The organism is Cupriavidus sp. UGS-1, from assembly GCF_021213615.1.
Taxonomy (GTDB): Bacteria; Pseudomonadota; Gammaproteobacteria; order Burkholderiales; family Burkholderiaceae; genus Cupriavidus.
The window spans coordinates 118,343-138,932 of the sequence record NZ_JAJQJF010000010.1; the positions used below are offsets into that span (position 1 = coordinate 118,343).

General features: G+C 69.6%; 21 protein-coding genes. 6 read left to right on the forward strand and 15 right to left on the reverse strand.

The features are described 5' to 3' along the window. Window positions 1-54: 54 nt before the first annotated feature. The 11 genes from LRR16_RS14790 to LRR16_RS14840 form a co-directional block, all read right to left on the reverse strand. Entirely contained in the window at window positions 55-1,221 is a 1,167-nt protein-coding gene (locus LRR16_RS14790; RefSeq protein ID WP_232206339.1) for an acyl-CoA dehydrogenase family protein, read from the reverse strand. Window positions 1,222-1,239: 18 nt separating this feature from the next. Beyond that, on the reverse strand, window positions 1,240-2,064 hold the full coding sequence (locus LRR16_RS14795; RefSeq protein WP_232206340.1) for an SDR family NAD(P)-dependent oxidoreductase: 825 nt from the start codon (window positions 2,062-2,064) through the stop codon (window positions 1,240-1,242). Between the two features lie 60 nt (window positions 2,065-2,124). Further along, window positions 2,125-2,544 (reverse strand): MaoC family dehydratase, encoded by a 420-nt coding sequence (locus tag LRR16_RS14800; protein WP_232206377.1) that lies wholly within the window; start codon window positions 2,542-2,544, stop codon window positions 2,125-2,127. A 13-nt stretch (window positions 2,545-2,557) separates the two neighbouring features. Continuing rightward, window positions 2,558-3,001: a MaoC family dehydratase N-terminal domain-containing protein gene (locus LRR16_RS14805; RefSeq protein WP_232206341.1), complete on the reverse strand. Its 444-nt coding sequence runs from the start codon at window positions 2,999-3,001 to the stop codon at window positions 2,558-2,560. A gap of 3 nt (window positions 3,002-3,004) precedes the next feature. Further along, window positions 3,005-4,189: a lipid-transfer protein gene (locus LRR16_RS14810; protein WP_232206342.1), complete on the reverse strand. Its 1,185-nt coding sequence runs from the start codon at window positions 4,187-4,189 to the stop codon at window positions 3,005-3,007. A 51-nt stretch (window positions 4,190-4,240) separates the two neighbouring features. Next, on the reverse strand, window positions 4,241-5,233 hold the full coding sequence (locus LRR16_RS14815) for a tripartite tricarboxylate transporter substrate binding protein (RefSeq protein ID WP_232206343.1): 993 nt from the start codon (window positions 5,231-5,233) through the stop codon (window positions 4,241-4,243). A 213-nt stretch (window positions 5,234-5,446) separates the two neighbouring features. Continuing rightward, window positions 5,447-6,475 carry an AraC family transcriptional regulator gene (locus LRR16_RS14820; protein WP_064577000.1) on the reverse strand — a complete coding sequence of 343 codons (1,029 nt, stop codon included), beginning with the start codon at window positions 6,473-6,475 and terminating at the stop codon, window positions 5,447-5,449. 24 nt (window positions 6,476-6,499) lie between these two features. After that, window positions 6,500-7,639: a metallophosphoesterase gene (locus LRR16_RS14825; protein WP_006575814.1), complete on the reverse strand. Its 1,140-nt coding sequence runs from the start codon at window positions 7,637-7,639 to the stop codon at window positions 6,500-6,502. 82 nt (window positions 7,640-7,721) lie between these two features. After that, the gene (locus tag LRR16_RS14830; RefSeq protein WP_232206344.1) at window positions 7,722-9,149 is read right to left on the reverse strand and encodes an MATE family efflux transporter; all 1,428 of its coding nucleotides are present in this window, start codon (window positions 9,147-9,149) and stop codon (window positions 7,722-7,724) included. Further along, complete coding sequence (locus LRR16_RS14835; RefSeq protein WP_023264494.1) at window positions 9,133-9,654, reverse strand: helix-turn-helix domain-containing protein; 522 nt, start codon at window positions 9,652-9,654, stop codon at window positions 9,133-9,135. The genes LRR16_RS14830 and LRR16_RS14835 overlap by 17 nt, the downstream gene beginning before the upstream one ends. A gap of 145 nt (window positions 9,655-9,799) precedes the next feature. After that, complete coding sequence (locus LRR16_RS14840) at window positions 9,800-10,723, reverse strand: LysR family transcriptional regulator (protein ID WP_232206345.1); 924 nt, start codon at window positions 10,721-10,723, stop codon at window positions 9,800-9,802. Window positions 10,724-10,901: 178 nt separating this feature from the next. Here LRR16_RS14840 and LRR16_RS14845 point away from each other — a divergent pair, with 178 nt between their 5' ends. The 3 genes from LRR16_RS14845 to LRR16_RS14855 all read left to right on the forward strand — a co-directional run bounded on the left by LRR16_RS14845 (window position 10,902) and on the right by LRR16_RS14855 (window position 14,752). Next, window positions 10,902-12,425 carry an acyl-CoA synthetase gene (locus LRR16_RS14845; RefSeq protein WP_232206346.1) on the forward strand — a complete coding sequence of 508 codons (1,524 nt, stop codon included), beginning with the start codon at window positions 10,902-10,904 and terminating at the stop codon, window positions 12,423-12,425. Window positions 12,426-12,490: 65 nt separating this feature from the next. Further along, window positions 12,491-13,513 (forward strand): Bug family tripartite tricarboxylate transporter substrate binding protein, encoded by a 1,023-nt coding sequence (locus LRR16_RS14850; protein WP_370646817.1) that lies wholly within the window; start codon window positions 12,491-12,493, stop codon window positions 13,511-13,513. Between the two features lie 471 nt (window positions 13,514-13,984). After that, complete coding sequence (locus LRR16_RS14855; protein ID WP_023264540.1) at window positions 13,985-14,752, forward strand: hypothetical protein; 768 nt, start codon at window positions 13,985-13,987, stop codon at window positions 14,750-14,752. A gap of 99 nt (window positions 14,753-14,851) precedes the next feature. Here the strand turns inward: LRR16_RS14855 and dapB are convergent, their stop codons facing one another. Further along, the gene (dapB, locus tag LRR16_RS14860) at window positions 14,852-15,661 is read right to left on the reverse strand and encodes a 4-hydroxy-tetrahydrodipicolinate reductase (RefSeq protein ID WP_006579562.1); all 810 of its coding nucleotides are present in this window, start codon (window positions 15,659-15,661) and stop codon (window positions 14,852-14,854) included. 137 nt (window positions 15,662-15,798) lie between these two features. Continuing rightward, window positions 15,799-16,248: an Lrp/AsnC family transcriptional regulator gene (locus tag LRR16_RS14865; protein WP_006579561.1), complete on the reverse strand. Its 450-nt coding sequence runs from the start codon at window positions 16,246-16,248 to the stop codon at window positions 15,799-15,801. Between the two features lie 232 nt (window positions 16,249-16,480). On the opposite strand from LRR16_RS14865, the gene LRR16_RS14870 reads away from it, so the two are divergent. The 3 genes from LRR16_RS14870 to LRR16_RS14880 all read left to right on the forward strand — a co-directional run bounded on the left by LRR16_RS14870 (window position 16,481) and on the right by LRR16_RS14880 (window position 19,583). Further along, window positions 16,481-17,647, forward strand: a complete 1,167-nt coding sequence (locus LRR16_RS14870; protein WP_232206347.1) for a saccharopine dehydrogenase family protein — start codon at window positions 16,481-16,483, stop codon at window positions 17,645-17,647. Next, window positions 17,644-19,164 carry an aldehyde dehydrogenase family protein gene (locus tag LRR16_RS14875; protein WP_232206348.1) on the forward strand — a complete coding sequence of 507 codons (1,521 nt, stop codon included), beginning with the start codon at window positions 17,644-17,646 and terminating at the stop codon, window positions 19,162-19,164. Before LRR16_RS14870 ends, LRR16_RS14875 begins: the two co-directional genes overlap by 4 nt. A gap of 170 nt (window positions 19,165-19,334) precedes the next feature. Further along, window positions 19,335-19,583 (forward strand): hypothetical protein, encoded by a 249-nt coding sequence (locus LRR16_RS14880; protein ID WP_023264537.1) that lies wholly within the window; start codon window positions 19,335-19,337, stop codon window positions 19,581-19,583. Window positions 19,584-19,648: 65 nt separating this feature from the next. Here the strand turns inward: LRR16_RS14880 and LRR16_RS14885 are convergent, their stop codons facing one another. Both LRR16_RS14885 and grxD read right to left on the reverse strand, forming a co-directional pair. Further along, the gene (locus LRR16_RS14885; protein ID WP_232206349.1) at window positions 19,649-20,248 is read right to left on the reverse strand and encodes a UbiX family flavin prenyltransferase; all 600 of its coding nucleotides are present in this window, start codon (window positions 20,246-20,248) and stop codon (window positions 19,649-19,651) included. Between the two features lie 16 nt (window positions 20,249-20,264). Continuing rightward, window positions 20,265-20,576, reverse strand: a complete 312-nt coding sequence (gene grxD / locus LRR16_RS14890) for a Grx4 family monothiol glutaredoxin (RefSeq protein WP_006577774.1) — start codon at window positions 20,574-20,576, stop codon at window positions 20,265-20,267. Between the last annotated feature and the right edge of the window lie 14 nt (window positions 20,577-20,590).

Consider the following 20,590-nt stretch of genomic DNA (forward strand, 5'->3'; position numbering starts at 1 on the left):
GATCCGGCGGTCGCTCTGCGGCGACGCGCACCAATCGCCCGATGCGCCGATCCCTCAGTCTTCCATCGCCCGCGCCACGATTTCCTTCATCACCTCGTTGGCGCCGCCATAGATGCGGCCCACGCGCGCATCGGTGTACATCCGCGCGATCGGGTACTCGTTCATGTAGCCGTAGCCGCCATGCAGCTGCAGGCATTCGTCGATGACCTGGCACAGCGTCTGCGTGCTCCACCACTTGGCCATCGCGGCGGTCGGCACATCGAGCTCGCCGCGCTGCAGCCGGCCGATGCAGTCGTCGACGAAGCTGCGCGCGATGGTCGCATGGGTCTGGCACTCGGCGAGCTTGAAGCGCGTGTTCTGCATCGCCATCAGCGGTTCGCCGAACACCTGGCGCTGCGTGACATAGGCGACGGTATCGTCGACCGCCCGCTGCATCGTCGCCGCGGCGCCGATCGCGATCAGCAGCCGCTCGCGCGGCAACTGCTGCATCAGCTGCCGAAAACCGCGGCCTTCCTCGTTGCCGAGCAGGTTCTCGGCCGGCACCATCACGCCGTCGAAGAACAGCTCGACGGTGTCCTGGCCGCGCTGGCCGATCTTGTCGAGCAGCCGGCCGCGCTGGAAGCCAGGCAGGTCGCGCGTTTCGATCATCAGCAGCGACACGCCGCTGGCGCGCGCATCGGGATCGGTCTTGACCGCCAGGCAGATCAGGTCCGCGTGCCAGCCGTTGGTGATGAAGGTCTTGGCGCCGTTGACCAGATAGTGCCGGCCGTCGCTGCCGAGGATCGCCGTGGTCTTGATCCGTTGCAGGTCGGTGCCCGCGCCGGGCTCGGTCATGCCGATCGCCGCCACCATCTCGCCGCGCGCCATCGCCGGCAGCCAGCGCTGCTTCTGCGCCTCGCTGCCGTAGGCCAGCAGATAGTGGGCGACGATGCCGCTGTGCACGTTGATGCTGAAGCTGGTGACCAGCGCGCGCTGCTGTTCCTCGCAAATCACCGCCTCGTGCAGGAAGGTGCCGCCGCCTCCGCCGTAGGCCTCGGGAATGCCCGTGCACAGCAGGCCGACCTCGCCGGCGCGGCGCCAGACGTCGCGGTCGCAATGCTTCTGCTCGACCCACGCGGACTGGCGCGGCACGCATTCGGTCTCGAAGAAGCGCCGCGCGGTATCGCGCAGCAGCTGCAGTTCGCTGTCCATCCACGGACGCGGCGCATGCTGGATCGTCATGGCGTGCTCCGGTGAACGTTACGGGCGTCCGCCGCCGCAGACCAGCACCTGGCCGCTGACGTAGTTGGACTCGGGAATGCAGAACAGGTAGACCGCGCCGGCCGCTTCCTCGGGCGTGCCGCCGCGCCCCAGCGGAATCATCGCCTCGGCGTTCTTCAGGATCTGCGGATTGACGCCGACCTTGATCCTGCGGCCGGCGATGTCGATGCTGGCATCGGACTGCGCATCGGCCTCGGTCAGCCGCGTCTTGATCAGGCCGAACGCGATGCTGTTGACGTTGACCTTGTAACGGCCCCATTCCTTGGCCATCGCCCGTGTCAGGCCGTTGATGCCGGCCTTGGCCGCGGCGTAGTTGGCCTGCCCGGCGTTGCCATAGACGCCTGAGGTCGACGAGATATTGACGACCTTGCGGAACACCGGCGTGCCGCGCTCGGCCTCCTGCCTGGCCGCCTCGCGAATGAAGCCGGACGCGGCGCGCAGGATGCGGAACGGCGCGGTCAGGTGCACGGCCAGGATGTCCTCCCACTGCTCGTCGCTCATCTTCTGGATCACGTTGTCCCAGGTATAGCCGGCGTTGTTGACGATGATGTCCAGGCCCCCGAACTGCTCGAGCGCGGTATTGACGAAGCGGTCGGCAAAGCCCACCTCGGTCACGCTGCCGACGCAGGCCGCCGCCTTGCCGCCGCTCGCACGGATGATCTCCACCACCTCCAGCGCCGGCGCCTTGTCGAGATCGTTGACCACCACGCGCGCGCCTTCGGACGCGAGCTTCAGCGCGATCTCGCGGCCGATGCCGCGTCCCGAGCCGGATACCAGTGCCACCTTGTCCTGCAGCTTGCTCATGCCGATTGTCTCCTTGCTGTTCGTTGTGCTGTGGTCGTCCGGTACGCGCTGTCGCGCGCTTCAGGGCAGCGCCACCACGGCGTCGCCGGCCACCTTGACCTCGCCGTTCTGGTCCACGGTGCTTAGTTCGATCCGCACGCGCTTCTCGCCGTGCGTCTCGATCTTCTCGACCACGGTGCCGCGGCAGGTCAGCCGGTCTCCCACGTGCGTGATCGCGACGAAGCGCACGCCGAAGTCGCGCAGCGCGCTCTGCGGGACCCAGTTGGTCAGCAGCCGGCCGAGATAGGCCATCGACAGCATGCCGTGCGCGAATACATCGGCCTGGCCGGCGGCGTGCGCGAAGTCCGTGTCGACGTGGATCGGGTTGTGGTCGCCCGAGGCGCCGCAATAGAGCGCCAGCGTCAGCCGCGAGATCGGTTCCGTCTCGAAGGCGGGCAGGGCATCGCCGACCTGCAGGGCGTCGTAGCGCAGCGTTGTCATCGGTCCGGCTCCCTTATCCATGGCGCATCACCGTGACCGTGCGCAGATCGGCGACATGCGCGCCATGCTGGTTGCTGACGCGCGTGCGGCGCACGACGAATTCGAGCGCGCCGCCCTTCTTTTCATAGATGTCCTCGATGCACTGCTCGAAGGTCAGCCGGTCGCCGGCATACGCCATCGCGTGATAGGTGAAGCGTTGCTCGCCGTGCAGCAGCCGGCGATAGTCCAGGCCCAGCAGCTCGCGGATCGCCGCCGGGTTGGGCGCGTCCATCTCCAGGCAGAACAGGAAGGTCGGCGGCACCGGCAGCGCCGGATGGCCGGCATCGTGCGCGGCGGCCTCGTCGGAGTAGACGGGGTCTTGCTGCCCGGTGGCCTTGGCGAACAGGCGCAGCCGGCCTGCTTCCACCGGCACGGTGAAGGGCGCCATCCGGTGCCCGATGTATTGGCGATCGATCATCGTTCAGGCCGCCTGATACAGCGTCACCACGCAGGCGCCGCCGAGTCCGAGGTTGTGCTGCAGCGCGAGGCGCGCGCCTTCGACCTGGCGCTGGTCGGCCTGGCCGCGCAGCTGCCAGGTCAGCTCGGCGCACTGCGCGAGGCCGGTGGCGCCCAGCGGATGGCCCTTCGACAGCAGCCCGCCGGAGGGGTTGGTCACCACGCGGCCGCCATAGGTGTTGTTGCCCTCGACAATGAACTTCTCGGCGGTGCCCTCGGGCGTCAACCCCAGCGCCTCGTAGGTGATCAACTCGTTCGCGGTGAAGCAGTCGTGCAGTTCGACCACGTCGATGTCCTCGGGGCCGATGCCGGCCATCTCGTAGACCTGTGCGGCGGCGGCGCGGCTCATGTCGTAGCCGACCAGCTGTCGCATGTCCCGCTGTGCGAAGGTGCTCGGCGTATCGGTGGTCATCGCCTGCGCGGCGATGGTCACGCGCATGTCGAGGCCGTGGCGGCGCGCGAAGTCCTCCGAGCACAGGATCGCCGCCGCGGCGCCGCAGGTCGGGGGGCAGCATTGCAGCCGCGTCAGCGGTTCGAACACCATCGGCGCGGCCATCACCTCGTCGAGCGTCACCGTGTCGCGGAACACCGCCAGCGGATTGCGCGCGGCATGCTGGCGGGCCTTGACCGAGATGCGGGCGAAGGTCTCGGGGCGGATGCCGTGCTGGCGGATGTAGTCGCGTCCCGCGCCGCCGAAGAACTGCGCGGCACGCGGCGCGTCGGCGTCGAAGCCCTGCAGCTCGCCCATGGTCTCGGCGAAGCGCGCCAGCGGCGACGGGCGATCATCGTAGGCACCCTTGAGCGCGCCCGGCACCATCTGCTCGAAGCCCAGCGCGATCGCGCATTCTACCGCGCCGGTCTGCACCGCCTGGCGCGCCAGGAACAGCGCGCTGGATCCGCTCGAGCAGTTGTTGTTCAGGTTGAAGACCGGGATGCCGGTCAGGCCGACGCGATAGATCGCCGCCTGGCCCGCGGTCGAATCGCCGTACACATAGCTGACATAGGCCTGCTGCACCGCGTCGTACGGCACGCCGGCATCGTCGAGCGCCAGGCGCGCGGCCTGCTCGCCCATGACCAGATAGGGCTCGCTCCTGCCCGGCTTGCTGAAGGGAATCATGCCGACACCGGCGACATGGACGTTGCGTGTCATGGTCTGGTCCTCGTTGTTTGCCTGCTGCGTGGTCCCACTTTGCCGCCTGCCTTATTGCAGCTTGACGCCGATCTGGCTCAGGAACACCTTCTCGCGCGCGAACTGGTCGATCGCGTACTGGCGATACTCGGCGCTGCTCATGTACATGTCGACCTGGTCATAGTCGGCCAGCATGCGTTGATAGTCGGGGTCGCGCATCGCCTTGCGCAGCGCGTCGTGCAGCGTCTTCAGAACGGCGGGCTCCATGCCCTTGGGCGCGACGATGCCGACCGGCGAATTGACCGTGATGTCGTAGCCCAGCTCCTTCAGCGTCGGCACATTGGGGCGCCGCGGCAGCCGCGCGTTGCCGAGCGTGGCCAGCAGCCGTGCCTTGCCGCCGTCGACCAGCGCGCCCCAGCCGGGGTCGGAGATCACGTCGAGATGCCCGCCGAGCAGCGCGGTGGTTTCCTCGGCCATGCCCTTGAAGGGAATGAAGTTGAACTTGACGCCGGCGGCGCGCGCGAGCCGTTCCATCGCCACGTGGCCGCCGCTGCCGATGCCGGTCGAGCCGTAGCTGATCTGGCCGGGCCGCGCTTTCGCATCGGCGAACAGGTCCTGCAGCGTTTTCCACGGCGCGTCGGCGCGCACGACCAGCCCGTTGGTGTAGCCGGTCAGGCAAATCACATAAGTGAAGTCGCTGAGCGGATCGAAATTGACCTTCTGCAGATGCGGCAGGCGGAACAGCGTCGCGGGGGCGACCGAGAACGTGTAGCCGTCGGGTGCCGCGCTGCGCGCCATCGCGGCAGGGCCCATGGTGCCGGCGACGCCCGGCTGATTGACCACCACCACCTGTTGGCCCATCTCCTTCGACAGCGCGTGCGCCAGCGCGCGCATCTGCACGTCGGTGGCGCCGCCGGGCGGGAACGGCATGATCATCGTCAGCGTACGCGAGGGATAGGACTCCGGCTTCGCCAGCGCGGCGGCGGGCCAGGGCGCCCACGCGCCGAGCGCGCCGCCGGCCAGGGCCAACAGTGCGCGCCGGCGCGACGTCGAGGTGTCTGCCATGTCTGTCTCCTGTTCTAGTCCGCTGGTCGATGGTCCTGCTCGCCACGGTGACGACAGTCTAGGAAGGCAGCGCGCACGCAGACATGGCCGAAGCGCTGATTCGCATTGGCATGATCGATCAAGCCCGGGCGGGCGCGAACGCAGCGCGGTGCCGAGGCGGGCCTTGGCTACGGGGAAACCCGCAGACCGCGCGGCGGTGCGGAGAAGACTGGCTCAGTGCTCGCGCAGGTGCGACTGGCGATATTGGCCGGGCGCGACCCCGGTCCAGTGCTTGAACGCGCGATGGAAGGTGCTGGCCTCGGAGAAGCCCAGCAGGCTGGCGATCTCGGGCAGCGTCAGCTCGGGGCGGGCGAGGTATTCGATGGCCGCGTCGCGGCGCAGATCGTCCTTGATGCCGCGAAAGCCCTGGCCTTCCTCGCGCAGCCGGCGGCGCAGCGTCTGCGGCGTCATCGCCAGCTGCTCGCCGACGTCCTCGAGCGTCGGCAGTTCGCCGGTCAGGTTGCGGCGCAGGATGCGGCGGATCCGTTCGGTGATGCTGGTCTGGTCGCGGTACTTGATCAGCAGGCTGGCCGGCGCCTGCCGCAGGAATTCGCGCAGGCTGGCCTCGTTCTGCACCACCGGCAGATCGAGCCAGCGCGCCTCGAAGCGCCAGCCGGTGTAGTCGTGGCCGTAGGACGCGGGCGCCTGGAACAGCAGCGCGGCATCGGCGCTCGGGCCCAGTTCGGAATCGGGCAGGTCGACGCCGATCAGCGGCACGCGGCGCGCCGCCATCCAGCAGGCGAGTCCGTAACCGAGAAAGGCGAACGAGCGCGCCGCGTAGGCGAGGCGCCCGTCGTAGTCGACGCGCGGCGACAGGCACAGCATCGCAATCTCGCCGTGGCGCCGCAACCGCGGCACGAAGTCGCCGATCAGCAGGCGGTAGTAGCGCAGGCCGCTGTGCATCGCCTCGCCAAGCGTGCGCGCGTGGACCATCATGTGGCAGCACTGCGCGAAGCTGCCCAGCGGCAGCGGCCGATTGCACAGGCCCCAGAGTTCGTCGCGCAGCGTGCGCCGCAACGCGAACAGAAGCGCCGCGTACTGGCCCTGCGTCACGCGCGCGACCGGCGAATCGAGCAGCGCCGGCGCGATGCCCGCGCGGCGCAGCAGCGCGGCGATGTCGGCGCCGCGATGGCGCGCACCGAGCAGGGTCTGTTGGACCTGCTGGATGGCGATCGTATGGTGGGTGAAGCTGGCAGTGTTCATGGGCGAGACCGAAGGCCGGCGCTGCTAGGCCTGTGCGCGCCGCAGCCGTATCCGCGTGATCTCCGACGGCGCGCCGAAACGTTTGGGCGGGCCCCAGTAGCCGGTGCCGCGGCTGACATAGACCCACATGTTCCGATGGCGATGCAGTCCGGCGACATAGGGCTGCTGCATCGGCACGAACAGGTTCCACGGCAGGAACTGCCCACCGTGCGTATGGCCGGACAGCTGCAGGTCGAAGCCGGCCTGGGCCGCGGCCACCGCGCTGCGCGGCTGGTGGGCCAGCAGCACGCGCACCGCCGCCTCGGCCGGCGCGCCGGCCAGCGCCGCGATGGGATCGCTGCGATGCGCGGGATCGAAATGCCCGGCGCTGAAGTCGGTGACGCCGGCCAGCACCAGCGTGGCGCCGTCGCGCTCGATCGCCACGTGCTCGTTCAGCAGGACCCGCAGCCCCAGCCGCCGCAGCTCGTCGATCCACGCATGCGCGCCGGCGTAGTACTCATGATTGCCGGTGACGACGTAGACGCCATGCGGCGCGCGCAGCGAGCCGAGCGGCGCGGTGTGTTCGCTCAGTTCGGGCACCTTGCCGTCGACCAGGTCGCCGGTAAGCGCGATCGCATCGGCGCCCAGCGTATTGGTGCGTTCGACGATGCGCTGCAGATATGGCCGCTTGATGGTGGGGCCGACGTGGATGTCGCTGAGCTGCGCGATCGTGAAGCCGTCAAGCGCGGCGGGCAGCCCGTCGATCGGCACCTCGACATCGACGACGCGCGCCACGCGCCGTGCGTTCCAGTAGCCGAGCAGCGAGACCAGCAGCGCCAGCGCGACGGTGGCGACCGCGCTCCAGACCGGCAGCCCGGGCGGATACCAGCCGGCCAGCGCGCAGGCGATCAGCACCAGTTCGCGCAGCACGGTCAGGATCAGCAGCGTCGAGAACAGACCCATCGCCAGCATGCCGAGCCAGGACAGTCGATCGCCCCAGGGGGGCTCGAAGCGGCGCGCCAGCAGCGCGGCCGGCATCGACACGGTAGAGATCGCCAGCCACAGCGCGGCCAGCGCTTTCAGCGCCAGCGGCCACGGCAGCGCGGGCAGCAGGCGCGCGCCGATATAGAGATGCAGCAGGGCGACGATCAGCGCGGCCGTCACAATCGAGCGGCGAGGGGTCATGGTGCTCCGGGCAGGCGTGCCGCGTCGGCACGATAAGCCGCACGATACCGGGGTTACGGCGCGCGCGCATGCGCGTCCCTGCCTAGCGGCCCGACCACACCGTGCGCCGCACGCCGATGGCCGTCACCGCGCCATAGGCGCTGATGCCGAGCGCCACGCCGAGGAAATGGCCGTCCAGCCCCATGCCGCCGGCATGCGCCAGCAGCCAGCCGCCGCCCGCGGCAAGCCCGATTCGCGCGATGCCGGCCGCGATCGGCCAGCGCATCCGGCCCGCGCCCATCGACGCGAAGTACAGCGCCATGCCGAGCCCAAAGCCGCCAAAGGCCGGCGCGATCCACGACAGCGCGCGCGCGGCGATGGCGGCGACTTCCGCGTCGCTGGTGAACCAGCTGGCAAAGCGCGCCGGCGCGAGCCCGACGGCGATGCCGATGGCGCCGGCCAGCGCCAGCGCCAGCAGCGCGCCGACCCAGGCGGTGCGCCGCGCGCCGCCCCAGTCGCCGGCGCCGACCGCACGGCCGACCAGCGCGGTCAGCGCCGAGCCCACGCCGAAGGCCAGCGGGATCATCAGGAATTCGAGCCGCGCCGAGATGCCGTAGGCCGCAACGGCCGCGGTACCGTAGGGGCGCAACTGCGCGGTGACCAGGATCGTTGCCAGATTGGCCAGCGCGGCAAGCCCGCAGGCGACCAGCCCGACCGACAGGATGCGCTGGAACAGTGCCGCGTTCGGGCGCACGCGCAGCACCGGCACGAAGCCGGCGCCGCCGCGCAGCACGACCACCGCCATGCCGAGTGCCGCGGCCCACGACACCAGCGCGAAGGCCGCGCCGATACCGGCCAGCCCCATCCCGCCGGGTTCGGCCAGCGCCCAGGCCAGCAGCGGGAAGGCGATCCACATCAGGCACAGCACGCGCGCCGCCAGCGCATGGCGGCCGCCGCCGCGCAGCACCGAGGCCATCGTGTTGGCCAGCCAGGCCGGCACCGCGCCCGCGCCCAACAGCCAGATCGCATAGCTCGCGGCGGCCTCGGCGGCGGTCGCACCGGCCACCGCGCCGAGCACGGCATGCGGAAAGCCCGCCAGCGCGATCGCGAAGCCGAGGCCGGCCAGCACGGCGATGATCAGCGCATGCAGCACCAGCGCCGAGGCGTCCTCGCGCTTGCCGGCGCCGAGCGCGCGAGCGATCGCGGATACCACGCCGCCGCCCATCGCGCCGGTCGACATCTGCTGCAGCAGCAGCGCGAACGGCAGCACGACGGCCCAGCCCGCCAGCGCCGCGGTGCCCTGGCGCGCCGCCAGCCAGGTCTCGATCAATTGCGCGACGGCCTGCAGCAGCGCGATCAGGCTGGTCGGCGCGGCCAGCTTGACGATGGCACGCAGCACCGCGCGAGGTGCCGCCGTGTCGGCAGCGGCAGGTTCACGCAGGGGGGCGGCTGCGGTAGCGGCAGTCGACAAGGCCGCGGCCGGTGCGGCGCCCCGTACTGCGCCCCGTACGGCGTCATGCAGTTCGGTCATCGCCTGCCTCCGTGGCTTCGACGGTGTCGGCTTCGGGCGCGAAGCGGCGGCGCAGGTGGTGGCCGGCCGCGGGACCGGCGGTGACGCGCAGGTCGTCCAGCGTGACGGCGCTGCCGTCGGCGCGGGTCAGCGCCGGGGCGGCGATCTCGTCGCCGGTGCGCCGGTCCAGCAGCACGGTCATCGGACCGCGGTCGGTCATCCAGCGGTCGGCCCAGGCCTTCAGTGCGACGAAGGCGGGGAAGAAGTCCCGGCCCTTGTCGGTCAAGTGGTAGTGGTGGCGTGCGCCGCCGTCGGCCGGCACGCGCTCGAACATGCCGTGCTCGACCAGCGTCTTCAGCCGGGCGCTGAGGATATTGGGCGCGATGCCGAGGTTGCGCTGGAAGTCGTCGAAGCGCGTGCTGCCGTAGAAGGCCTCGCGCATCAGCAGGATCGCCCAGCGCTCGCCCAGTACCGCCATCGACCGGGCGATCGGGCAGGGCATGCTGGCAAAGTCGGTGTGGCCCACGTCTCCTCCGTTTGGGACAGCCAATGACGCAATCGGTCGATCGCGAAATGGCTTTTACTTTCAAATTGCAAGCATTCTAGCTTGCAATTTGAAAGTTTGTGAGGGGCGGTTGGCTGCGAGCGGTTTGGTCGGGTCCGGTCGCCGTTCAGGCGCAACCGTCGGGCGCGTCGCGGAACACCGGCAAGGCCGGGATCTGCTCGCGCAGGAAGTCGATCAGCGCCCGCGTCGCCATTGGCGGATGCGGGTTCGGCGTGGTGATCAGATAGAGCCGGTCGCCCAGCCCTTCCGGCCGCCAGTCGGGCAGAACCTTGACCAGCCGGCCGGCGTGCGCGTCCTGCCAGCCGGCATAGACCGGCAGCAGGCAGACGCCGTGGCCGGCCTGCACCGCGCGGATCAGGAAGGGGAAGTGTTCGGACTGCAGCCGCGGCAGCAGCTGCACCGCGTCGCGTTGGTCGCCGCGCGTCAGATGCAGCTCGAACGGGCGGGCGAAGTAGGGCGGGCACAGGAAGTCGGTCGCGGCGAGGTCCGCCGGCACCCGGATCGGTCCAGTCCGTTCCAGATAGGACGGCGCCGCATAGAGGCCCCATTCGATCGCGCAGACATCGCGCGCCACGTGGTCCAGCGGCGGCTGCGAGGTGACCTTCAGCGCCACGTCGATCTCGGCGGCGATCAGGTCGTTGACGCGATTGTTGAAGAACACGCGCAGCGTGATGCCCGGATGCCGCTCGGCGAACGCCAGCAGCAGCGGTGCGACGAAGCTGTCGCCCAGGCCGGTCGGCACGCTCAGGCGCACATGGCCGCGCAGCGTCTTGCCCAGGCTGTCGATCTCGGCCTGCGCCGACGCGACCTCGCGCAGGATCGCCAGCCCATGGCGGTACAGCGCGTGGCCGGGTTCGGTCAACTCCAGCCGGCGTGTGGTCCGGCGCATCAATTGCGCGCCCGACTGGGCCTCCAGTTCGCGCAGCTGCCGACTGACCTGCGAACGCGTGACGCCGCGCCGGCGGCCGGCCTCGGCTAGATTGCCGGCGTCGACGATATCGACGAAGGCCTGGATCAGGTTCAGGTCCATGGTGCGTCCATCGGGGATTGCCTGGGGGATTGTCGCGCTGGGCTCAACATTGTGCTGCGCGGGGCGGCAATTGTCGATGACGATGCCCGCCGTTACAGTGACCGGTCAATATGGCGCCCCTGTCCCGATGCCGATGTCCCGGACACGCGTGGGGCGCCCAGCGTAAAGGAGCACTCGAATGGCGGCGGACCTCTGGTTCCAGGATCTTCATCGCAGCGGCGACGAACTGCTGTCACGCGGCAGCCGGCTGGCCGGCGGCCTGCGCGCGCTCGGCGTGGCGGAGGGCGATGTGATCGCCGTGCTGCTGCGCAACGACGCGCCGTTCGCCGACATCGTCCACGCCTGCCGCACCGCCGGCTGCTACTACTGCCCGATCAACTGGCATTTCACGGCGGACGAGGTCCGCTACCTGCTCGAGGACAGCGGCGCCAAGGTGCTGATCGCCCATGCCGACCTGCTGCCCGCGGTGCAGGCGGCGGTGCCGGCCGGCATGCCGGTGCTGGCGGTCGGCGCGGCCGGCGCGGTCGGCTCGCGTGCCGCGCCGGCAGGGCTCGATGCCGTGGCGTACGAGCCGTGGCTCGCTGCCCAGCCGCCCTACGATGGCCCGCGTGTCGCGCCGCGCGGCCATATGGCCTATACCTCGGGCACCACCGGCCGGCCCAAGGGCGTGCTGCGCCAGGCGGTGCCGCTCGACCGGCTCGACGCGCAGCAGGCCGCGATGCGCTCGGTGGTGGCGCAGGCGATCGGCATCGTGCCGGGCTGCCGTGCGCTGATGTCGGCGCCGCTGTATCACAGCGCGCCCGGCGTCTTCATCCAGAACGCGCTGCAGATGGCCGAGCGGCTGGTGCTGACGCCGCGCTTCGATGCCGAGGAGGTGCTGGCACTGATCGAGCGGCATCGCATCGATGTCGTCTACCTGGTGCCGATCATGTATGTGCGGCTGCTGAAGCTGCCCGACGCGGTACGCCGGCGCTACGACCTGTCGTCGCTTCGCTTCGTCGCCTCGACCGGCTCGCCGTGCGCGCCCGAGGTCAAGCGGGCGATGCTCGAATGGCTGGGCCCGGTGATCCACGAAACGTATGCGTCGAGCGAGGCCGGCATGGTCACCGTCGCCACGCCCGCCGATGCGCTGGCCAGGCCCGGCACCGCGGGGCGGCCGGTCGACCAGGCCAGCGTGCGCATCCTGCGCGAGGACGGTACGCCGTGCGAGACCGGCGAGGTCGGCCTGATCTATGTGCGCCAGCCCGCGTACCCCGACTTCACCTACCGCAACAACGATGCGGCGCGCCGCGCGATCGATATCGACGGCCTGGTGACGCTGGGCGACATGGGCTATCTGGACGCCGACGGCTATCTGTTCCTGTGCGACCGCGCCTCGGACATGGTGATCTCGGGCGGCGTCAACATCTATCCGGCCGAGATCGAGCACCAGCTGGTGCGCTATCCGGGTGTGGCCGATTGCGTGGTGTTTGGCGTGCCCGACGACGAATACGGCGAGCGGCTGCTGGCGATGGTGCAGCCGATGCCGGGCGAGCGGCTCGACGAGACCGAGATGATCGCGTGGCTGCGCGAACGGCTGTCGGGCTTCAAGGTGCCACGCACGATCGTGATCGCCGAGCAGCTGCCGCGCGACGAGACCGGCAAGCTCGCCAAACGCCGTCTGCGCGACCAATACTGGCAGGGGCGGACGCGGCGCGTTTGAACACGGCCGGTATCCCCGGCCGGAACGCGGCACACCACGAAGCAGGACATAACGGAGGAGACACCATGCAACGCTGGAAAACGGCAGGGCGGGCCCTGCGAGGCACCGCCTCGGTGGGCGCGAAGTTGGCGCTGATGTTGGCGGCGATATTGGCAGCGATGTTTGGCGCCGTGACGGCGGCCGGCGCGGCCTATCCGGACCACCCGATCAAACTGGTGGTGCCCTACACGCCCGGCGGATCGACCGACCAGTTCGGCCGCGCGTTGGCCGAGGGCATGAGCAAGGTGCTGAAGCAGCCGGTGGTGGTCGACAACAAGCCTGGCGCGGCCACGATGATCGGTACCAACCTGGTTGCCCGTGCGCCGGCCGACGGCTATACGGTCGGCTTTGCCACCAACGGCAGCATGGTGCTGAATCCGATGCTGTACAAGAAGATCACCTACGACCCGCCGAAGGACTTCAAGATCTTCAGCATCGGCGCGGAAGTGCCGCTGGTGGTGGTGACCAATACGCAGGTGCCGGCAAACAACATCCGCGAGTTCGCTGCTTACGCGAAGAGCCAGGGCGGCAAGCTGAACTACAGCTCGGTGGGCCTGGGCAACGCGCTGCAGCTGGCCACCGAGATGCTGAAGACCGAGCTCGGCATCGAGCTGACCCATGTGCCGTACAACGGCAGCGCGCCGGCGCTGGCGGCGCTGCTCGCCAACGACGTGCAGTTGATGGTCGATGTGGTCAGCACCTCGCTGCCGCATATCAAGGCCGGCAAGCTGAAGGCGCTAGCGGTGACCAGCCGCAACCGGCTCGACGTGCTGCCCAATGTGCCGACGGTGGCCGAGACCCATCCGAACTTCCAGGCGGCGACCTGGTTCGGGCTGGCGGTGCCGGCGCAGACGCCGCCCGAGGCGGTCGAGAAGCTGCGCGCCGCGGCGGACCAGACCCTGCGCGACCCGCAATTCCGCGCGACCTTCAACGGGCTCGGCCTGCAGGTGCTGCAGCCGATGAGCCAGGCGGAGATCGACCGCTACGTCGCCGCGGACCGCGAGCACTGGGGCAAGGTGATTCGGGCGAAGAATATTTCCCTGGACTGAGGGCGGGCGCCTGGGGCTTGCGGGCGCGGTTTTCCCTCTCCCCCAGCCCCTCTCCCGCAAGCGGGAGAGGGGCGCAACTGGCCGCGACGCGACTGATCGACGGTTCGTTCGCTAACCTGTCCCACGCGTGTGAAAGGGAATCACTGGCCGCGACGCGGCTGAACGACGGTTGGTTCTCCCCTCTCCCGCTTGCGGGAGAGGGGCGGGGGAGAGGGCAAGGGCGCCCGCACGCTGACGCCGCCCGGAGCGTCCATCGCCGGACCGATGTCCCGAAGCGGATATAGTTGTGCGCCGCCGCTCGGCGCTCCTGCTGCCGCCACACTTGCCGCGTTGCCTATCGCCGCGCCGACAATGTGCAGCCCCGGCGACACCCCACGCACCCGGGCGTGCCCATCGCTCGCGGCGGCGTCACATCCGGAACATCGGGCGGCCCGGTCGCTCCAACGCCCGACCCCAAAACCAGGAGTTTGAATGCGATTCCAACTTGCCGGCCTGGCTGTGGCCGGTTTTACCGCGGCCGGTGTGCTGGCCGCGGCGCCTGCAGTCCATGCGGCCAGCGCGGCCGCCGCCCCGTCGGCGAACGCCGCCAAGCCCGCCTCCGCCCCGCCCGCCGCCCCTTCTACCGCTACAACCTCGCCCGAAGCCGACCTGCTGGCGCCGCTGCTCGGCGCGCTGAAGATCGGCAATCCGATGCCCGACCTGCCCGACTGCGCGGACAAGCGCACGCCGGACGGCACCGATGTGACCGCCTTCTGCGTGGAAGTGCGTGGCGATGGCGCGATGCGCCAGGTGGGCGTGCCCCGCAAGCAGCGCCCGGCGTTCATGGACGGCCCGCATGCGCTGGCGGTGGTCGATCGCAACGCGCTGGTCGGCCTGATCGTGCCGACCGACGGCGTGCGCTCGGAACAGTCGACGCTGCGCACGCTGACCGCGCGCTACGGCAAGCCGTTCCGCGAGGAGCAGGTCGCGCTGCTGGACAAGGACGGCAAGAGCGTCAACAGCGTCCACGCCGGTTGGATGCAGGCGCCGCTGACGGTCGAGGTCTATTCGATTCCCGACGACCCCGACACCGGCAGCATCGAGCTGTTGCTGCCGCGCGCCCGGACGGTGATGGCGCAGAAGGATGCGGCGATCACGCAGCAACTGAACCCGGGCGCCGCCTCGGCGCCAAGCGCGCCGAAGGCCGTGGCGCAGAAGCCGAAGAAGGGCGAGGGCGACGGCAAGCCGGGCAGCTGGTAAGCCTGTGTCGTTCCCGCGCAGGCGGGAACCCAGCGGCTTTGACTGTGAGCCGATGAAGTCGCTGGGCCCCCGCGTTCGCGGGGGCGACGTAGTTGCGCCTTACAGCCCCTCCATCACCTTGTCCAATCCCCGCACGACGCCGCGCAAGGTATGTACCTTGCGGATCGCCAGCAGCGCGCCCGACACATAGGGTTTGGAGCCGTCGCCGGCCTCGTGCTTCAGATGCAGCCGCTGGCCGTCGGCGCCGAAGATCACCTCGACACCGAGCTGATAGCCGGGCAGCCGCACCGCGTGGACCTGCGTGCCCGACATCGTCGCGCCGCGGGTCTCGACGGGTCCCTTGACCTGGTCCAGCGGCACCGTCTGCGCGGCGGCCTTGACCTGCCCGAGCCGGTAGGCCAGCTCCCGTACGGTGCCTGATGGCACATCGACCTTGCCGGCCTTGGCGTAGTCGATGATTTCCCACTGATCGAGATGGCGCGCGGCCATCTCGGCGAACTTCTGCAGCAGCACCACGGTGATGGCGAAGTTCCCGCAGGCCAGCACGCCGCGGTCGGCCGCGCGCGCGGCGGCGTCGATCTCCGCATAGTCCTCGTCCGACAGCCCCGAGGTGCCCACCACCACATGGGCGCCCTGCGCCAGCGCCTGCAGGATGTTGTGCTTGGCGATGTCCGGCTTGGTGTATTCGACGTAGACGTCGTACGGCGTGCCGGCTAGCTCGGCGATGCTGGCGACCGCCTTGCCGGGCGTGTCGGCATGGCCGGTCAGCTGTGCCAGCGTCTGGCCGGCCGCGCCGCGCGAGAGCCCCGCGACCAGCGTCATGTCCTGCGCGTGCGCGACCCCGCGCGCGAGTTCGCCGCCGGCCCAGCCGGTCACGCCGCCCACGGCGACACGGATTGGTGTGTTCATCGGCAAGTTCCTCCTGAAGCCATATGTTGCGATGTTGCGGTGCCCGCGTTCCCGCGTTCCGCGGACAGCTCGCCAGTTTGCCGCGTTTGCGCAAAGTGCGCAGACGGGCGCGCAAGCGGCTGCGGAAAGGCTGACCGTTATCCCACCGGCCGTCGCCGATCGATCTTGCGCGCCAGCACGATCGACGTGCTGGTGTGGTTCACGCCGTCGAGCGCGCCGATCTCGTCGAGCAGCTTGTCCAGACGCGCGTGCGTGTCGCAGCGGATCACCGCCATGTAGTCGACCGGCCCGCTGACCGAATCGAGCTCGACCACCTCGGGAAAGCGCTGCAGCGCGCGCAATACCGTCGGCGCTGTCTTGGGCTGCACCGACAGCCCGCAGAAGGCGAGGATCGCGTTGTCCTCCATCTGCTGGCCCAGCCGCACGCCATAGCCGGCGATCACGCCGAGCCGCTCCAGCCGCGCGATCCGCGCGACCACGGTGGTGCGCGCGATGCCGAGCTTGCGCGCCAGGTTGGCGGCGCTGTCGCGCGCATTGGCCTGCAGCAGCGACAACAGGTGACGGTCGGTCTGGTCGAGATCGGTCATGCGGTACAGGCCTCGGGGTGTGGGTTTCGCGAGTCGGTGCGGCGCCGGCGTATCGTCGTTTCGTCGGCCCATGCCGTCATATCGACCGATTATGGCGGGTTTTCGTCAATGTTGTCTGTTCAATCCGACGGCGCCGCGGACCATACTTCGATCACGGCATGGCGTTGCAACTGCTGCGCAGCCATGCCCGGCGCGACCAGCGCGCTTCCTTTCCCCGCGTCGGAGGACCGTCATGAACAACAACCTTTCCTTCCCTTCGGCTCGTTCCGGTGCGGCTGTGCCCGTCACCGTGCTCGGTGCCGGCAAGATCGGCCGCACCATCGCCGGCATGCTGCGGGACAGCGGCGACTATGCGGTGACCGTGGTCGACCGCTATCGCGACGCGCTCGACGCGCTGCCCGCGGGCGTCTCCACCCGCGTGGTCGATCCGTCCGAGCGGCAGGCCTGCATCGACGCGCTGGCAGGCGCCGCGGCGGTGATCAACGCCTTGCCGTTCCACGCCGCGGTGCCGGTGGCGACCGTCGCTGCTGAAATGGGCGTGCACTATTTCGACCTGACCGAAGATGTCGCCGCGACGCGGGCGATCCGCAGGTTGGCCAACGATGCGCACGCGGTGCTGATGCCGCAATGCGGACTGGCGCCCGGTTTCATCGGCGTGGTCGGCCATGACCTGGCGCAGCGCTTCCTGCGCGGCGGCGGCCAGCTGCTGGACCTGCGCATGCGCGTCGGCGCGCTACCGCGCTATCCGAACAATGCGCTGAAGTACAACCTGACCTGGAGCACCGAGGGTCTGATCAACGAGTACTGCAACCCGTGCGAGGCCATCGTCGACGGCCGCCGCGTCGAGGTGCCGGCGCTGGAGGGGCTGGAGAGCTTCGCGCTGGACGGCATCGAGTACGAGGCCTTCCATACCTCGGGCGGGCTCGGCACGCTGCCGGAAACGCTGGCCGGGCGCGCCCGCCACGTCGATTACAAGTCGATCCGCTATCCTGGCCATTGCGCGGTGATCAAGCTGCTGCTCGACGATCTGCGGCTGCGCGAACGGCGCGACTGGCTGCGCGAGATCTTCGACAGCGCGATTCCGCTGACCGAGCAGGACGTGGTGGTCGTGTTCGCCAGCGCCACGGGACGCACGGCGGGCGAGGACGGACGGCTGGGCCCGCTGACGCAGGCGTCGTTCTCCGCGCGCATCGGCGGCGCCGAGGGCGAGCACGGCCATCTGAACGCGATCCAGCTGACCACCGCCGCGGGCGTCTGCGCCGCGCTCGACATGGTAATCGCCGGCCAGTTGCCGCAACGGGGCTTCGTCCGCCAGGAGGACATGCGGCTCGAGGCCTTCCTCGCCAATCGTTTCGGCAGGCACTACACCTGCCATCCGCTACAGGAGGCCCTCGCATGAAAGCGGACGCATTCGAGCGCTGCTGGCGCGCCATCGGCCAGCCCATTCCCTGGCGCGACGGTGCCGGCGGCCCCGGCGCGCTGCCGGCGCGTTCGCCGATCGACGGCGAGGTATTCGGCCATATCGCCGCCTGCAGTGCCGACGAGGCGAACGCCCGCATCGCGCAGGCCCATGCCGCGCAGAGCGGCTGGGCGCTGGTGCCGGCGCCGGTGCGCGGCGAGGTGGTGCGGCGCTTCGGCGAGGTGTTGCGCGAGCACCGCGGCGCGCTCGGCGAACTGGTCTCGCTCGAGACCGGCAAGATCCTGCAGGAAGGGCTGGGCGAGGTGCAGGAGATGATCGACATCTGCGACTTCGCGGTCGGCCTGTCGCGCCAGCTGCATGGGCTGACGATCGCCAGCGAGCGGCCCCAGCATGCGATGCGCGAGACCTGGCATCCGTTCGGCGTCTGCGGCGTGATCTCCGCGTTCAACTTCCCGGTCGCGGTGTGGGCGTGGAACGCCGCGCTGGCGCTGGTCTGCGGCAACGCGGTGGTATGGAAGCCGTCGGAAAAGACGCCGCAATGCGCGCTGGCCGTACAGGCGCTGCTCGATCGCGTGATCGAGGCCGCGGCGCCCGAGCACGCGGGCATCGCCACGGTGCTGTGCGGCGGCCGGCAACTTGGCGAGCGGCTGGTCGCCCATCCCGATGTGCGGCTGGTCAGCGCGACCGGTTCGACGCGGATGGGGCGCGAGGTCGGCATCGCCTGCGCCGGGCAGTTCAAGCGCAGCATCCTCGAACTCGGCGGCAACAACGCGGCCATCGTCGCGCCGTCGGCCGATCTTTCGCTGACCTTGCGCGCGATGACGTTCGCCGCGGCGGGCACCGCAGGACAACGCTGCACCACGCTGCGCCGCGCCTTCATCCATGCCGATCTGTTCGGCACGGTGCGCGAGCAGCTGACGCAGATCTTCGCCCGCCTGCCGGTCGGCGATCCGCTCGAGGCGGGCACGCTGGTCGGCCCGCTGATCGACCGCGCCGCCGGCGACAACATGGCCAATGCGCTGGCCAGCTGCCGCGCCCAGGGCAACGCCGTGCATGGCGGCGAACGGCTGCTGGCCGACCGCTATCCGCATGCCTGCTATATGCGGCCGGCGCTGGTGGTCACCGACACGCAGCATGACACCATGCTGACCGAGACCTTCGCGCCGATCCTGTACCTGATGCCATACACCTCGCTGGAGGAGGCCATCGCGCTGAACAACGCGGCGGCGCACGGCCTGTCGTCGTGCATCTTCACCGAGTCGCTGCGCGAGGCCGAGCGCTTCCTGTCGTCGGCCGGCAGCGACTGCGGCATCGCCAACGTCAATATCGGCACCAGCGGCGCGGAGATTGGCGGCGCCTTCGGCGGAGAGAAGGCAACCGGCGGCGGGCGCGAGTCAGGCTCGGATGCGTGGAAGGGCTATATGCGGCGCGCGACCAACACCATCAACTACGGCGACGCGCTGCCGCTGGCGCAGGGCATCCGCTTCGATCTGTGAGGGGGGAAAGACCGGCCGCCGCAAGGGTTAACACGGCCCTCCCGCGCGATGGCCGGCCGCCCGCCGCCCGCCTTGTAGGGAACCGTAACGCAGGTTACAGGGCCCTGACCCCGTATTACCAACTCGCCCCGTATAACGGCGTCATTCATTCCGTATAACAGGGGCAAAAAATGAAAGCGTGGTTGGCAGGTCTGGGGGCATTGGCGGCGGCAGGCCTGAGCGGCTGCGCCGTCTACCCGGCGCCGGTGGATGCCGGCGTCACGGTTGGCGTGGGGGCGCCCGTCTATGTCGCGCCGCCGCCGGTGGTGGTCGCTCCGCGGCCTTACTACTACGGCTATCCGTATCGCGGCTATCACCGAGGCTATTACCGCGGCGGGCACGGCCACTGGCATGGCCATGGACGCGGGCACTGGCGCTGATACCGGAAGGGGGTGAATCGCAAGGGTGGCCGCCGTGGCCGGCAGGACGCCGCGATGCGAGCGGCTCAGATCTGTCCGTTCAGGCCGGCCCAGCTCGGCGCCAGCGTCTGCGGCACGTCGATCAGGTCGAGCACGCGGCCGATCGTATGGTCGACCAGCTGCGCGATGGTATCGGGCTTCTGATAGAAGCCGGGTACCGGCGGAAAGACGATGCCGCCTATTTCGGTGACGGCCGTCATATTGCGCAGATGCGCCAGATTCAGCGGCGTCTCGCGCACCATCAGCACCAGCTTGCGGCGCTCCTTCAGCATGACGTCGGCCGCGCGGGTGATCAGGTTGTCGGACAGGCCGTGCGCGATCGCGGCAAGCGTGCGCATCGAACACGGCGCGATCACCATCGCCTGCGCCCGGAACGAACCGCTGGCGAGGGTCGCGCCGATATCGCGCACGTTGTGCACCACGTCGGCCAGGGCCTCGGCCTCGGCCTTGCCGATGTCGAGCTCGTGCTGCAGGTTCATCACGCCCGCGGGCGAGATCAGCAGATGCGTTTCGACGTCGGCGACCGCGCGCAGTACCTGCAGCAGGCGCACGCCATAGACGGCGCCGGTGGCGCCGGTGATCGCGACGATCACGCGCCGTGGCGCGGCGGCAGGCCCGGCGCTCATCGCGGTTTCCAGGACGTCAGCCCTTCAGCAGCGTTTGCAGCTCGCCGCTCTGGTACATCTCCATCATGATGTCCGAGCCGCCGACGAACTCGCCGTTGACGTAGAGCTGCGGAATGGTCGGCCAGTTGGCGTATTCCTTGATGCCCTGGCGGATGCCGTCGTCTTCCAGCACGTTGACCGTCATCGGCGCGTCGACGCCGCAGGCCTTCAGGATCTGGATCGCGCGGCCCGAGAAGCCGCACATCGGAAACTGCGCCGTGCCCTTCATGAACAGCACGACGGGATGGCCCTTGACGATCTGGTCGATCTTTTGTTGCACGTCACTCATGATTTTCGCTTCGG

What these genes read in the sequence shown, in the direction of transcription:
- LRR16_RS14845 (WP_232206346.1), top strand. Translation starts at nt 10,902, where the DNA reads ATGGCGGCGGACCTCTGGTTCCAGGATCTTCATCGCAGCGGCGACGAA.
- dapB (WP_006579562.1), bottom strand. Translation starts at nt 15,661, where the DNA reads ATGAACACACCAATCCGTGTCGCCGTGGGCGGCGTGACCGGCTGGGCC.
- LRR16_RS14880 (WP_023264537.1), top strand. Translation starts at nt 19,335, where the DNA reads ATGAAAGCGTGGTTGGCAGGTCTGGGGGCATTGGCGGCGGCAGGCCTG.
- LRR16_RS14790 (WP_232206339.1), bottom strand. Translation starts at nt 1,221, where the DNA reads ATGACGATCCAGCATGCGCCGCGTCCGTGGATGGACAGCGAACTGCAG.
- LRR16_RS14825 (WP_006575814.1), bottom strand. Translation starts at nt 7,639, where the DNA reads ATGACCCCTCGCCGCTCGATTGTGACGGCCGCGCTGATCGTCGCCCTG.
- LRR16_RS14875 (WP_232206348.1), top strand. Translation starts at nt 17,644, where the DNA reads ATGAAAGCGGACGCATTCGAGCGCTGCTGGCGCGCCATCGGCCAGCCC.
- LRR16_RS14830 (WP_232206344.1), bottom strand. Translation starts at nt 9,149, where the DNA reads ATGACCGAACTGCATGACGCCGTACGGGGCGCAGTACGGGGCGCCGCA.
- LRR16_RS14805 (WP_232206341.1), bottom strand. Translation starts at nt 3,001, where the DNA reads ATGATCGATCGCCAATACATCGGGCACCGGATGGCGCCCTTCACCGTG.
- LRR16_RS14800 (WP_232206377.1), bottom strand. Translation starts at nt 2,544, where the DNA reads ATGACAACGCTGCGCTACGACGCCCTGCAGGTCGGCGATGCCCTGCCC.
- LRR16_RS14850 (WP_370646817.1), top strand. Translation starts at nt 12,491, where the DNA reads ATGCAACGCTGGAAAACGGCAGGGCGGGCCCTGCGAGGCACCGCCTCG.
- LRR16_RS14815 (WP_232206343.1), bottom strand. Translation starts at nt 5,233, where the DNA reads ATGGCAGACACCTCGACGTCGCGCCGGCGCGCACTGTTGGCCCTGGCC.
- grxD (WP_006577774.1), bottom strand. Translation starts at nt 20,576, where the DNA reads ATGAGTGACGTGCAACAAAAGATCGACCAGATCGTCAAGGGCCATCCC.
- LRR16_RS14840 (WP_232206345.1), bottom strand. Translation starts at nt 10,723, where the DNA reads ATGGACCTGAACCTGATCCAGGCCTTCGTCGATATCGTCGACGCCGGC.
- LRR16_RS14820 (WP_064577000.1), bottom strand. Translation starts at nt 6,475, where the DNA reads ATGAACACTGCCAGCTTCACCCACCATACGATCGCCATCCAGCAGGTC.
- LRR16_RS14885 (WP_232206349.1), bottom strand. Translation starts at nt 20,248, where the DNA reads ATGAGCGCCGGGCCTGCCGCCGCGCCACGGCGCGTGATCGTCGCGATC.
- LRR16_RS14865 (WP_006579561.1), bottom strand. Translation starts at nt 16,248, where the DNA reads ATGACCGATCTCGACCAGACCGACCGTCACCTGTTGTCGCTGCTGCAG.
- LRR16_RS14855 (WP_023264540.1), top strand. Translation starts at nt 13,985, where the DNA reads ATGCGATTCCAACTTGCCGGCCTGGCTGTGGCCGGTTTTACCGCGGCC.
- LRR16_RS14870 (WP_232206347.1), top strand. Translation starts at nt 16,481, where the DNA reads ATGAACAACAACCTTTCCTTCCCTTCGGCTCGTTCCGGTGCGGCTGTG.
- LRR16_RS14795 (WP_232206340.1), bottom strand. Translation starts at nt 2,064, where the DNA reads ATGAGCAAGCTGCAGGACAAGGTGGCACTGGTATCCGGCTCGGGACGC.
- LRR16_RS14810 (WP_232206342.1), bottom strand. Translation starts at nt 4,189, where the DNA reads ATGACACGCAACGTCCATGTCGCCGGTGTCGGCATGATTCCCTTCAGC.